This window comes from Pseudalkalibacillus sp. Hm43 (genome assembly GCF_054170705.1).
This window is the reverse complement of sequence record NZ_CM135129.1, coordinates 3,372,302-3,385,376: the sequence shown is the minus strand read 5'-3', so window position 1 is coordinate 3,385,376 and position 13,075 is coordinate 3,372,302. Positions and strand designations below refer to the sequence as shown.

General features: G+C 43.4%; 12 protein-coding genes. 1 reads left to right on the top strand and 11 read right to left on the bottom strand.

Annotation, left to right across the window (positions count from 1 at the left end; translation table 11 throughout):
* Positions 1–185: 185 nt before the first annotated feature.
* From ccpA to ACXQIQ_RS17585, 5 genes are all read right to left on the bottom strand, one after another.
* Positions 186–1,190, bottom strand: coding sequence for a catabolite control protein A (ccpA, locus tag ACXQIQ_RS17605; RefSeq protein WP_439301085.1), 1,005 nt, complete (start codon positions 1,188–1,190; stop codon positions 186–188).
* A 70-nt stretch (positions 1,191–1,260) separates the two neighbouring features.
* A complete protein-coding gene (locus ACXQIQ_RS17600; protein WP_439301086.1) occupies positions 1,261–2,337 on the bottom strand; it encodes a bifunctional 3-deoxy-7-phosphoheptulonate synthase/chorismate mutase in 1,077 nt (358 codons plus the stop codon).
* A 108-nt stretch (positions 2,338–2,445) separates the two neighbouring features.
* Complete coding sequence (ytxJ, locus tag ACXQIQ_RS17595) at positions 2,446–2,772, bottom strand: bacillithiol system redox-active protein YtxJ (protein ID WP_439301087.1); 327 nt, start codon at positions 2,770–2,772, stop codon at positions 2,446–2,448.
* Positions 2,773–3,140: 368 nt separating this feature from the next.
* A complete protein-coding gene (locus ACXQIQ_RS17590) occupies positions 3,141–3,590 on the bottom strand; it encodes a YtxH domain-containing protein (RefSeq protein WP_439301089.1) in 450 nt (149 codons plus the stop codon).
* A gap of 14 nt (positions 3,591–3,604) precedes the next feature.
* Positions 3,605–4,045: a DUF948 domain-containing protein gene (locus tag ACXQIQ_RS17585; protein WP_439301090.1), complete on the bottom strand. Its 441-nt coding sequence runs from the start codon at positions 4,043–4,045 to the stop codon at positions 3,605–3,607.
* 185 nt (positions 4,046–4,230) lie between these two features.
* Here ACXQIQ_RS17585 and ACXQIQ_RS17580 point away from each other — a divergent pair, with 185 nt between their 5' ends.
* Positions 4,231–5,346 (top strand): aminopeptidase, encoded by a 1,116-nt coding sequence (locus ACXQIQ_RS17580; protein WP_439301091.1) that lies wholly within the window; start codon positions 4,231–4,233, stop codon positions 5,344–5,346.
* Positions 5,347–5,584: 238 nt separating this feature from the next.
* On the opposite strand, the gene murC is transcribed toward ACXQIQ_RS17580, so the two are convergent.
* From murC to queF, 6 genes are all read right to left on the bottom strand, one after another.
* Positions 5,585–6,886, bottom strand: a complete 1,302-nt coding sequence (gene murC / locus ACXQIQ_RS17575) for a UDP-N-acetylmuramate--L-alanine ligase (RefSeq protein ID WP_439301092.1) — start codon at positions 6,884–6,886, stop codon at positions 5,585–5,587.
* 152 nt (positions 6,887–7,038) lie between these two features.
* On the bottom strand, positions 7,039–8,139 hold the full coding sequence (locus ACXQIQ_RS17570) for a nicotinate phosphoribosyltransferase (protein WP_439301983.1): 1,101 nt from the start codon (positions 8,137–8,139) through the stop codon (positions 7,039–7,041).
* Positions 8,140–8,258: 119 nt separating this feature from the next.
* Positions 8,259–10,838: a DNA translocase FtsK gene (locus ACXQIQ_RS17565; RefSeq protein ID WP_439301093.1), complete on the bottom strand. Its 2,580-nt coding sequence runs from the start codon at positions 10,836–10,838 to the stop codon at positions 8,259–8,261.
* Between the two features lie 230 nt (positions 10,839–11,068).
* Positions 11,069–11,680, bottom strand: a complete 612-nt coding sequence (ytpR, locus tag ACXQIQ_RS17560) for a YtpR family tRNA-binding protein (protein WP_439301984.1) — start codon at positions 11,678–11,680, stop codon at positions 11,069–11,071.
* A gap of 30 nt (positions 11,681–11,710) precedes the next feature.
* Positions 11,711–12,517, bottom strand: a complete 807-nt coding sequence (locus ACXQIQ_RS17555) for a DUF1444 domain-containing protein (protein WP_439301094.1) — start codon at positions 12,515–12,517, stop codon at positions 11,711–11,713.
* Positions 12,518–12,639: 122 nt separating this feature from the next.
* On the bottom strand, positions 12,640–13,059 hold the full coding sequence (queF, locus tag ACXQIQ_RS17550) for a preQ(1) synthase (RefSeq protein WP_439301095.1): 420 nt from the start codon (positions 13,057–13,059) through the stop codon (positions 12,640–12,642).
* Positions 13,060–13,075 lie beyond the last annotated feature (16 nt).

Genomic DNA, 13,075 nt, shown 5'->3' with positions numbered 1-13,075 from the left:
CACCTCATGTCTTTCATAAAAATATAATAAAAATTAATACTAATTTGTTATTCATTCCCCAATCAGTTATTCAACAATCCTGCCCTTTAACGGAATACCATTTATTTCAATTCAGAGGATCTTATGTCCTTTATTTAAAGAAAAAAACACGTAGCTCTTTTTGTGCTACGTGTTTTAAATAGTCATTATTTCGTTGAGTCGCGTAGTTGGATACGGTGTGGGAGAATGACGGTACGATCTTCGACGGTTTCATTGTTCATGAATTTGGTGAGAAGACGCATCGCTACCGCTCCGATATCGTACATCGGTTGAACGACCGTTGTCAGTGTCGGGCGAACCATGGACGCGAGACGCGTGTTGTCGAATCCGATGACTTCCAGATCCTCAGGAATCTTCAAGCCTCTATCTTGTGCGCCATGAATGACACCTAATGCCATTTCATCCGTTCCTACAAATACTGCAGATGGTTTGTCATCGAGGGATAAGAACTTCTCTACAGCCTCAATTCCTGCGTCATACGTGTAGTCACCGATGTAAATGAAGTCTTCCTTCATCTCAAGGTTCGCTTCATCTAAGGCTCTACGGTAACCGGAGAACTTATGATGACCGTTAATCGGGTCTTCGAGTGGTCCTGATACCATTCCGATTCTTTCATGGCCTTGTTCCGTTAAGAAATGGATTGCATCATAAACAGCTTCTGTGTAATTGATGTTCACCGTCGGAATTTCTTGGTCCGGTGAGATCGTCGCTGCAAGGACAATCGGTACCGGTGAGCGTTTGAATTCCTCTACATGTTCTTCCGTAATCGTCCCACCCATGAAGACAATTCCATCTACTTGCTTCCCAAGCATCGTGTTCAGCAAATGGATTTCTTTATCTTTGTTTTGATCAGAGTTGGATAGGATGATGTTGTAGTTGTACATCGTTGCGATATCTTCGATTCCACGAGCGAGTTCAGCAAAGAAAATGCTTGAGATATCTGGAATGATGACACCGACTGTGGTCGTCTTTTTACTTGCGAGTCCACGAGCGACTGCGTTCGGTCGGTAACCGAGTCGTTCAATTGCGTCCAATACTTTCTTCCGAGTTGCTGGTTTAACGTTTGGATTCCCGTTCACAACACGTGAAACGGTTGCCATCGATACTCCGGCTTCTCTTGCAACATCATAAATGGTTGAATTGTTATTCATAACGGCCTCCTATTCTGCACGTTGTTGTTTCCAAACGATGGTCTACTTTTATCTTATCCTAATCTAAAAATTAAATTAAATCTGGATACGATTGTTTCAAAGCGTTAGCAAATTCATTGAATTGATCGATGTCCATTTGCTGAGTGGCATCAGATAGCGCGACAGCTGGATCTGGATGGACTTCAGCCATGACGCCGTCCGCTCCAATGGCAAGTGCAGCTTTCGCTACTGGGAGCAGGATGTCACGTCGCCCGGTCGAGTGCGTCACATCGACAAACACCGGTAAGTGTGTTTCTTGTTTCAAAATCGGTACAGCTGAAATATCGAGTGTGTTTCGCGTCGCTTTCTCATAGGTCCGGATTCCACGTTCACAAAGGATGATGTCACCATTTCCTTGAGACATGATGTACTCAGCTGCGTTCATGAATTCCGAAATGGTTGCGGAAAGGCCGCGTTTCAGCAAGACAGGCTTCGATGCTCGTCCAGCTTCTTTCAACAGTTCGAAGTTATGCATGTTCCGTGCACCGATTTGGATGACGTCGACATACTCGGTCGCTTCCTGGATGTCTGCTGGATTCACGATTTCACTGATCACAGCCAGACCGTGTTTTCGGGCTACATCTCTTAAAATTTTCAAGCCTTCCATCCCTAGTCCTTGGAAGTCATATGGAGAGGAGCGAGGTTTGAATGCACCTCCACGCAACAGTTTCACGCCTTGTGCTTTGACTGCTTCAGCGACTGCGTCGACTTGCTCATAATATTCGACGGCACAAGGACCTGCGATGATTCGTTGTCTGCCATCGCCGATCGTTTCACCGAGTACATCGACAATCGAATTTTCAGGTTGGTTTTTACGTGATACGAGTAAAGCCTGGCGATGCTCGTCTTCTTGCAGCTCTAGACCAGCTTTAAAGATCTGCTTGAACAAGTGTTGCAAAGTAGTCGTTTCTAATGGACCGCGGTTATGTTCTGAAATAAGATTCAGCATGTGCCGCTCACGAACTGGCTCGTAGCGATTCATCCCTTGCTTCTTTTTTACATGACCGATTTCCTGGACGATTTCGGCACGCTTGTTCAGCATCTCAACTAATTGCAGATTTATCTGATCGATTTGTTCTCGTAAGTGGTCGAGTTCTTGATTGCTCATAATTTCACTTCCTAGAATATAAGTAAGCCATTGTTACTAAGAATGATTCAATACTAGTTTAGTCTACCTTGCGGGTGACGTCTACCTTTGAGCACTTTTCAGAAAAAATCAGATATGTTGTTTCGTCAATTGGTCCAATTTATCGTAAGTGATGTTCCAATGAGAGTCATGGAATACCACTTGGTCCCCATTGAATAGGAAAAGCTGTGGAGATTCGTGCTTCACCCCATATTCTTCGGCAATCTGATTGGATAATGGACGTGATTCTTGAACGTTCAAGTAATAGACAGAAATATCTTGATGATCCTTTGCAAACTTCTCCACTTCTTCATAAGCAGAACCGCTGATCGGACAAGTCGTACTGTTCTTTAGAAAGTAAAATGGTTTGGATGTATCAATGGACTTAAATTCATCCCAACTCGTGATTTTTTTCATGAATCATTGCTCCTTTTGTAAAAATGTCTATGTTTATCAGTTGCCTTCTAAAAAATATGCTCTTTTCCTAAGGATTGCTGCTTTTAGGTGTTTTTATAAAAAACATCTTGTGTAATTTGATTGGAGAGTAGGGTGCGAGACTCCAGCGGGATCAGCGGGACAGGTGAGACCAATCAATGTCGCAAAGCGACGAGTGGGCTCACCGCACGCCCCGCGGAAAGCGAGTACCTGAAGCGGAAATCAACAACTCTCAAGAGCAACAAAGCTCGCGAAAGCAGCCAACAAATAAAAGTGCCGGACAGACTCAAAAATGAAATTCGCCATCCATTTGAGCACGCCGGCACTTCTATGTTCTTACCTTTTAACGATTATTTATATTCAGGCGTATGCTTTTCTTCGTAGTTCGTTTCCATCTCGTCTAGTTCTTTGTTAGGTGTTTGCATTGCGTCTTCAATCGCATCCGCTTTACCTTCGTTGTATTCTTCTTCAAGCTCATCCATCTTGTCTTTGTTTCTCCAATTGGTGTAATCAGTCTTCACGTTGTTGGAGAATTCTTTCACTTTGTTGGCAGCCTGGGAAGTTTGAGTACTGACGGATTGTGCAAGGTTGGAAGACTTCTCCTTAGCCATTGTTGCTACTTCAGTACTTTTGTCCTTCAATTGTAAAGCCTGGTCGTTGAGATCCGTACGAAGCTCTTTACCAGTCTTAGGAGCAAGTAGAAGTGCTGTTGTTGCACCTACGATACCTCCAATTAATGTTCCAATCAAGAAGTCCTTCGTGTCAATGTTAGAGTTTTGGTTGTTCTTGTCATTTGTCATTTACAATTCCTCCTCTATTTTGGTTCTGTCGTACGCTCTATTCTTCTGTTTCTAAGTTTGAATTTTTCATAAATATCTAATGCTGCATTACTCCACTGCACGACTTGCGAGACTGTATCGGACTTCTTCTCACCTTCACGTGCAATTCGAGTCGAAACATTTTTTACGGAATGACTGACGGTGGAGAGACTGTCTCCGATTTCACGCACACCGTGGAATACTGAGTTAAGGGATTCTGATTTCTGCTGGATATCCTCTGCCAGACGGTTTGTTTTATGTAACAAATCTGTTGTTTCCCTGGATACTCCATCAAGTTGGTTCTCAAGTCCGTCGAGTGTTTTTGCGACATTGGTCAACGTCAATTGGAGTGATTTCAATGTTCGAGAGATAAATACGACCAGTACTGCAAACGCAATTGCAATTAGAGCTACACTTAAATACAAGATTATTTCCATAACGTATACCACCTCCTGTTTAGTATTCCATTTCCCAATCTGTCTATTCCCTAAACTAGTTGTACCCTATTCTAATGAAATTCGCTGCAAATCACAAACAATCCTCCTAGCTTTTTTCTAAAGTTGAAATAAAGTACAATAGAAGTTGGGAAATCATATAGGAAAAATTGAGAGGAGACATGAAAATGAGAGATCCTAGAATTCAAGCTTTAGCGAACAACATCATTACATACTCCGTCGATCTTCAGCCTGGAGAGAAAGTCCTGATTGAGAATACAGGCTATCAGCGGGAGCTCGTCAATGCACTTGTAGAGGAAGCTTACAAGGCTGGCGGTTTTCCATTCGTAAACATCAAAGATGAGACGACGCAACGTGCGTTACTGATGGAAGCGAAGGAAGAGCAATTGGCGTTGCAAGGGAAATTCGAAGAAACGATCATGAAGGAGATGGATGCGTATGTTGCCATCCGCTCTGGCAACAACATTTCAGAGATGTCTGATGTTCCTTCTGAGCAAATGGCGATGTACCAAAAGAAAGTTTATAAAGGTGTCCACCATGGCATCCGTATACCGAAAACGAAGTGGTGTGTACTCCGTTATCCAACACCGAACATGTCCCAGCTTGCAGACATGAGTACGACAGCTTTCGAAAACTTGTACTTCAATGTTTGTAACCTCGACTACAGCAAGATGCTCGATGCGATGGGCCCACTTGAAGACTTGATGAACCGTACAGACAAGGTTCACATTAAAGGACCAGGTACGGACTTGACGTTCTCCATCAAAGACATTCCAGCGATCAAATGTGCAGGACATAAGAACTTGCCTGATGGTGAAGTGTACACAGCTCCAGTACGTGAGTCAGTCAATGGGACGATTACTTACAATTCTCCATCACCTTATCAAGGTTTCGTCTTCCACAATGTAAGCTTCACGTTCAAAGACGGCAAAATCATTGAAGCGAGCGCAAATGATACTGAACGAATCAACAAGATCTTGGATACAGACGAAGGCGCACGCTTTATCGGAGAATTTGCAATCGGCGTCAATCCATTCATTCAAACACCGATGCAGGACATTCTGTTTGATGAGAAAATCGACGGCAGCTTCCACTTCACGCCAGGCCAGTGCTATGCAGAAGCAGCCAATGGCAATGATTCCAACATCCACTGGGATCTCGTGAACATTCAGCGATCTGATTACGGCGGAGGGGAAATCTACTTCGACGGCGTATTGATCCGTAAAGACGGAAGATTCGTTCTGCCAGAATTAGAACCTCTTAACCCGGAAAACTTGAAGTAATATCTTAAGGGAAAGCGTCCTCTCACGTTGAGGACGCTTTTTTTATGGAGATTGGTATAGTTAAATAGTCCCAACTTCCACAAGTTAAAACAAAAGTTCCACAAGTATGAGGGGAAGTTCCCCAAGTAAATGTAAACCTTCCACAAGTGAGCTAGAAAGTTCCACAAGTCGGAGCAAAATCCACCTAAATGAAAAAACCAGAACCGGATTCGGTTCTGGTTTAACTACAGTTTCGTGCTTACGATGCCATTTGGCTTTCGTAGGCTTTTTGATATTTTTGAATGTCACCTGCACCCATGAACAAGAGTACACTGTTGGTGTGCTTTGATAGTAAATCGATGGTTTCTTCCCGGATGATGTGGGAGTTATCGATTCGCTCCTGCAGGTTTTCAATCGTAAGGTTGCCTCTGTCCTCACGTGCAGAACCGAAAATATCACAAAGATAAACAGCATCTGCGTGTCCGAGGCTGTCCGCGAACTCTTTCAAGAACGTCTGGGTCCTTGTATACGTGTGCGGTTGGAAGATCGCGACCACTTCTTTGTCTGGATACTTTTGTTTTGCCGATTCGATCGTCGCTTTGATTTCAGTTGGGTGGTGTGCATAATCATCGATCAACACTTGTTGCCCAACATGCTTTTCTGTAAAACGTCTTTTAACACCTTTAAAGTTTTTCAACTGTTCTTTTAAGATGTTCACATCCACTTGCTCATAATGACAAAGTGCGATGACGGATAATGCATTCAACACATGATGTGTACCATATCCAGGAATCGTGAACGTCTCGTGATATGCATTACGGACGAACACATCGAATGTTGTACCCTCTTTACTCACTTGAATGTTTCCAGCTTGGAAATCGTTGTTCTCATTCAATCCGTAGAAAAGAACCGGTACATTCGCCTGGATCTTCTGCAAGTGTGGGTCGTCCCCGCATGCGATGATTCCTTGCTGAACCTGCATCGCCATCGATTGGAATGCATCGAATACGTCATCTACGTCTTTAAAATAGTCTGGATGATCGAAATCGATGTTCGTCATGATCGCGTAGGACGGTTCGTATGAAAGGAAATGGCGACGGTATTCGCATGCTTCGAATACGAAGTATTGACTGTCTTCCACACCTTTTCCAGATCCATCTCCGATTAAGTACGATGTCGGATGAGCTGCTCCTAACACATGAGCAAGCAATCCTGTAGTCGATGTTTTACCGTGTGATCCAGTCACTGCTACGCTTGTGAACTTCTGTATGAAATCACCTAGGAAATGATGGTACCGATAAATCGGCACACCTAATTCATTGGCTTTCGAAATTTCTTCGTGATCATCCGGAAAAGCGTTACCCGCAATGACGACCTGGTCATCATTGATGTTTTCAGCCTGGAACGGCAACACCGATATATTTCTTTCTTCTAATGCTTGTTGGGTAAAGATGTATTTATCGATATCCGAGCCTTGAATCGAATATTTCATATCATGCAATATTTGTGCAAGTGGACTCATTCCAGTCCCTTTAATCCCAACAAAATGATATGTTGTCATAAAAACGAACCTCCAACTGATCTGGAATCGTTGCTCATTGATCTATATTTAGTATATGCCTAGCTTACTTAAATGGGGCTAGTTCCCCTTGTGGGCTTTCAACCCATTTTCCCATTATAGCAGAAAGGTAAAGTGGAAACCATTCCGTCTTCTTACCAGTCCACTTTCTCCAGTCTTTCGTTCGGACGATACTTACGTCCTTTCTTCGCTTCTTCTTTTCCATTTAGAATGACGTTATCTCCAGTGAAGCCGATGTTGATCTTCAATAATGAGCTTCCGACTCCGTATATGTCGACCGGCACTTGATGCTCTTCGAAGTTACGGATGCGATCCTCTGTGAAACCACCACTGACGACGATTTTCACATGGTCGAATCCTTCCTGATCAAGAGCTTGGCGCAAAGCGAAAATGAGTTCCTGGTTCACACCACGAGGGTCGAACTTCCCTAGGACATCCTGGTTTCGCCAGAAATATTGGTCGACCATAGTTCTAGATGTATCGACTCGGACACCTTTCAACAAGTCCCCGAATTCTCTTGCAACCTTCAACGAGTCGGTCACTACATCATTGTTGTAATCGACAAGAGCAATCAAATCGTCTTCCGGGAATTGCTCGTGATAGGCTTTTGAAGCTGCGACGACATCCCCTTCAAAGAGTTGGATGAGTGCATGTGGCATCGTACCCATACCGCGTTTTCCCCACCATTCGTTCATTGCGTGGGTCGCTTGGGCTGTTGAGCCACCAATATAAGCTGAATAGCCATCTCCTGATTGCTGTGTAAAATGATCATCACGGTCTCCCATGAAGATGACCGGTTTCTGCACGCCAGAAGTGCTTGCAGCTTTTACAACCTCATATACATTCGTAGCAACAGACGTTCTTCTGCCCAGAATTCCGTCGATAATGCCTTCTAGAAATCCGAAATTCTGATAAGGACCTTCTATGGTCAGAACCGTCTCATATGGCTCAACCTTATCGCCGTCCTTCAAGGAGTAGATCACCAGATCTTCTGGGTCCTTGGCGAACGTTTTGATCAAAGCAATCGCTTCATCCGTTCCACACAAGACCGCGTGCTTCTTCTGGAAAAATTGCATTTTGACGATATTATCCGGTTTATGATTTTCAGCGATTTTACAAGTTTTCAAGAAGTAAACCGCCGAGAACCAACCTTCGCCCACACGCTCGTCGAACTTGAACGTATGGTTCGTGAGCCGGTTTATTTTTCCTTGCATTTTGAGTTCGATTTCTTTCATGTCCATAACATGCACCTATTTCCTTCATGTAAGAATAATTCGTACAGGTAGGCTAGCTATTACCTATAACATAACCATTCCTTTATCATATAAAACGACTAAAGATATGACAAGGGTTTCTACGATTGTCTCATTTCTTCACCAGATTGCTCATAGTACTCTTGTTTCGTTATGAGTACGTTCCTTGGTTTACTACCCATTGCTTCAGAAACGAAACCTTTCGCTTCCATCATGTCGATGAGTCGAGCTGCACGATTGTAACCGATCCGGAATCTCCGTTGAAGGGAGGATGATGAAGCAGCCCCTTGATCCAGAACAAACTCACACGCTTCATCAAACAATTCATCACTCTGATCGAATTCAAGTGTGGATTGGATCAGTTCTTCCTTTTCAAAGAAATATTCCGGTTCCTTTTGTTTTTTCACATGGTCGGTAATTCGTTCGATTTCATCATCCGATACGAAGTTCCCTTGGATTCGTACAGGTTTGGAGACGCCATTGCCTAAGAACAACATATCACCTTTTCCGAGGAGTTTATCAGCGCCGTTCGTGTCGATGATCGTTCGTGAATCGACAGAGGAAGAAACGGCGAAAGCGACTCGTGTCGGGATGTTCGCTTTGATGAGTCCTGTGATGACGTCGACCGATGGACGTTGTGTAGCCAACAAGAGGTGGATACCACACGCACGCGCTTTTTGAGCGATACGGCAGATTGAATCCTCGACCTCTTGTGGAGAGACCATCATCAAGTCGGCGAGCTCATCGATGACAACTACGATGTATGGAAGCTTCTGATCAGGTTCACCTTTTTCTTTGACGAGCTTGTTGAACCGTTCCATATCTCTCACGCCGGACTTCGCAAACAATTCATAACGGCGTTCCATTTCATCCACAGCCCACTTCAAGCCTTGTGTCGCTTCCTTCGCATCCGTGATGACTGGCGTTACGAGATGAGGAAGTTTATTATACGGCGCAAGCTCGACCATCTTCGGATCAATGAGTAATAAACGGACATCATCTGGATGTGATTTATACAAAATGCTGATCAACAAGGAGTTGATGCAGACACTTTTACCAGAGCCTGTCGCACCTGCAATCAGACCGTGCGGCATTTTCTGCAGGTCTGTAATGACAGGCTGACCGGAAATGTCCAATCCGAGCGCGACCGATAGTGGTGATTTGCTCTCATGGAAAGCGGGATGGGTGATGATTTCGCGTAATGTGACCGCTTGACTCACTTTGTTCGGTACTTCGATTCCGATTGCATTCTTACCTGGAATCGGTGCCTCCATCCGGATATCTTTTGCCGCTAGGCTGAGCTTGATATCATCTGACAGGTTCGTGATTTTGTTGACTTTGACTCCAGGAGCTGGTTGAACTTCTATTCGAGTGACAGAAGGTCCTTTCGTAGCTCCAATCACTTTCGCTTTAACGTTGAAATTATCGAGTGTCGACTGGAGCAAGTCGATTTGATCTTGTAGCCAGGAGTCGTCCTCGTTCGTTTCAATCAATTCTTCATCCAATAATTGCTCAGAAGGGAACCGATAATTTCGTTCTACCATTTGAGTCTGTTTTCTTTCCTGTGGATGCTCTTTCTGTTGTCTATCTTCCTGTTGTTTAGGTTTCCGATCACGTTGCAGCATCATGACATTGAAAGGAATCATGCCTTTTTTCTGGTCTGAAGCAATCGGATTCCGTTTTTCTTTTCTTGTTTCCGGATTTTCGTGTGTATCTTGCTCTTGTTTTTCAGAAGACTGTTGGAGAGCTTCAGTTGGTTGGTCCTCTTGCTTTTCAGCAACATTCGTTTCTTCTAATTCTTCTGCATCGTTGACTGATGGAAGCTCATCATCACAAGCTGCATCATCTAGTTCATCTTCATATGTTTCTTCTTCTATTTCTTCACTGAATTCTTCATCTAGTTCTTCATATGTATCTGTGTAGGAGTCCATGTTTTCTTCTTTTTCTAATTCAAAAATGGTTTGGAGTCCGAGATCCTCTACATGTTCATCTTCATCGGATTCTTCCTCGGTCGTTTGAGGTGGGTACTCCATTTCAATATCTTCAATCAAGCTATCTGACTCTACTTGAAAATCTTGAGCATCTTCTTGTAGAGTTTCGGTGACTTCATGATGATCTTCGTACTCTTCATGAATGGCCTTCAACGTTTCATAGCCAGGTTCATACGTTGTGTATTTTTCTTCTGCTTCGTTTTTCTGCTCTTGTTGCTGAGGTGGGAAGACAGATGGTCTCTCCCTGAAGCCATAAATAGGAGACGGTATGTCCGAAGCCGTAAAGTTGACGCCAGTGAATTTTGGTCTATCTGATTGATCTTGTACGTTTGGTTTTGGACGGTCCGCTCTTTTTCTTTCGGTTGTCTTTTCTGTACGTTGTGACTGATGCACAGAATGGTTTCGCTCTGAATCATCGTGTACAGGACGGTTTTGGCTTCGCTTTCGATTAAACTGAGGTCTGTTCTTCTCCTCATCAGGAATTACCGGGAAGCGGAAGTTCCCTTCTTGCGGGTACTGGTGTACCATTTTGGGCTCGATAGAACGATTGCTGTCTTCTAAACGACCGACCGCTTTCCCCTGTGACCTGCTTGGTTTAGTACTTTTCCGTTCAGATGAACGACCACTCTCTTTATTTTCACCCTCATCATCTAAGATGAGATCCATCATTTTTTTGAACCAATTTGACATGTATGCATTCACCTTTTTTAATTGAATTTTCTCTCTCTGATCCTTATTTCTTTAGCTTTTTGCGGAAAAAGCTAATTTCAAAGGTACTTTAAGAATATCGGAATTACCTTCTTTTTATAAGGGGCTAAAGAAAAGAAACAATCGTAATTCTCACAGTTTTTCCTATGAAAAGGTAAATACGTAGTAGAAAACAACCAGAGTCAGCCCTGGTTGTTTTCTTCTGTATCTACTTATTTTCCAGCGAAGAAGTCTGTTCCGACCTCGTAGGAATCTTCCAGGACAAGTATTCCCTTTTCCTGAGGCGCATCTGGTAAATCAAGCTCTTTAGCGGAGCAGATCATTCCAGACGATTTCACACCGCGAAGTTCTGCTTCTTTAATCAACATACCGCTTGGCATGACAGCGCCAACGCGTGATACGACGACCTTTTGTCCTTGATCGATGTTCGGAGCACCGCAAACGATCTGAAGTGTTTCATCGCTGATATTCACTTGGCAGACACTTAGCTTGTCCGCATCAGGGTGCTTTTCTTTGGATTCCACATACCCTACGATGAAGTCAGGACGGGAATCGAATTCGATTTGATCATCCACATTGTTTTTCTTCAAGAATGTGTTCAGTTCATCTACGAGTTCATCGGTCACATCAATTTTTCCATGACCCGAAAAATTAAAGTTTTGAGAAGCATTGAAGATGTTGAAACCCAGTGTACGACCGTCCTTTTGATCGACCAGCTTCACGACATCTCCGCTCTTTTCGTAGTTACGTTCAGTCACTTCTCCTGCATCAAGTGTGACTAACAGAACATCTCCAATTCCTTTTTCATTGTAATGAACGTTCACCATAAGGTCTTACCCCTTCCTCGTACTCAATTATTCTGCTTCAGTTGGTTTGTTTTTTGCTAAGATGAAGATCGGTTCCAGTTCGCCTTCATCATATAAGAAAGGCAATGCGGTTACCGGTACTCTTCCGTTTGAGAAAAAATGCATCGACATCTGTCCGAGAATATCATAGCCTTGATCATTTCGTATATCGGCAATAATCAAAACATCTTGATGGGGAACTGCGATTGCCATCGTCCCTTCGACTTTCTCGTTCATTTCTTCTAAAAGCTGTTGGTTCAGAATGCGGCTCGCGTCATAGCCGTCATTGCTGTTGAGGAAAAAGAAGCGATTGCCTGCTACCTGATCTTCTTTCATAGAAGTGTCCAATGATCGCAGGTTGAAGCGGCCGATTTCTTTCAACTGCTTCATATCCCAACCTTCTTTTTCTAGCAACTTCTTCGTCAACAGGCGGTAAGAGTTGCCGAGATCCTGTGCGTAAAATATACGCGTTTCAGCAGTGTGCTCTTCAAAAACCAATTCCTCACCATTGTTTTCTGTAGGGAATGACGTTGAACGGATGACTGGGAAAATGCCTTTTTGATTCCCATCTAGCGATTGTTCCTTCTGCATGACAGAGAACACTTCGTTGACGTGATGCACCACTTCATCAATGGCAGCATCTTTCCGCTCTTCATATTTTGCAGTCAATCCAGGTAAGGACAAGGTGATGCCTTTCCCGCTACCTGTATGTTCAATTCTTAATGTCTTTTCCTTATGATCATAGTTGAATGAACGGTCTTCCGCTTTCAACTTTTTCTCTAAAATACGTTTCAGTTCGATAGGCTCCATTTTCAAATCCTCCTTCAACTGACGATGTTCCTATACAAAGAAAGGCTGACTCCATCACACATAAGAGATGAGCCAGCCCCAGGGTCATGCTACCGATAGGGCGAGACCCCTAGAGAGTTAGTTTTTTATTATTCGCCTTTTTTGTATTCAGCGACAACTTCTGTTCCTAGTCCGCCACGAGCGTTCCAGATTGCTGTGATCTGCATCTCTTTCGGATCAAGGAGTTGAACGAGATCGTCAAGGATGCGGTTTGTTGCATGCTCTTGATAGATCCCTACATTACGGTAAGAAGTCAGGTAATACTTCAACGATTTCATTTCCACCAATTTTTCATTCGGAATGTAACTGATGTGGAATTCTGCGAAATCAGGTAGGCCTGACCAAGGACAAACAGAAGTGAATTCTGTCGTCGGAATCGTTACGAGTGTATTTTTCCCTGCATACTCGTATGGAATTGTTTCAAGAATATCGACAAGGATAACATCCTCATTTTCTATATCAAATCGAATACCAGCGTATTTACTGTGGTCAACATCAACTTTTGCCACTTTTTTCACCCTTTCT

Bases quoted from the DNA above. Each gene is read 5' to 3' on its own strand.
- ytxJ (WP_439301087.1), bottom strand. From the start codon at position 2,772: ATGAAAAAAATCACGAGTTGGGATGAATTTAAGTCCATTGATACATCC.
- ACXQIQ_RS17600 (WP_439301086.1), bottom strand. From the start codon at position 2,337: ATGAGCAATCAAGAACTCGACCACTTACGAGAACAAATCGATCAGATA.
- ccpA (WP_439301085.1), bottom strand. From the start codon at position 1,190: ATGAATAACAATTCAACCATTTATGATGTTGCAAGAGAAGCCGGAGTA.
- murC (WP_439301092.1), bottom strand. From the start codon at position 6,886: ATGACAACATATCATTTTGTTGGGATTAAAGGGACTGGAATGAGTCCA.
- ACXQIQ_RS17570 (WP_439301983.1), bottom strand. From the start codon at position 8,139: ATGAAAGAAATCGAACTCAAAATGCAAGGAAAAATAAACCGGCTCACG.
- ACXQIQ_RS17580 (WP_439301091.1), top strand. From the start codon at position 4,231: ATGAGAGATCCTAGAATTCAAGCTTTAGCGAACAACATCATTACATAC.
- ACXQIQ_RS17590 (WP_439301089.1), bottom strand. From the start codon at position 3,590: ATGACAAATGACAAGAACAACCAAAACTCTAACATTGACACGAAGGAC.
- ACXQIQ_RS17565 (WP_439301093.1), bottom strand. From the start codon at position 10,838: ATGTCAAATTGGTTCAAAAAAATGATGGATCTCATCTTAGATGATGAG.
- ACXQIQ_RS17585 (WP_439301090.1), bottom strand. From the start codon at position 4,045: ATGGAAATAATCTTGTATTTAAGTGTAGCTCTAATTGCAATTGCGTTT.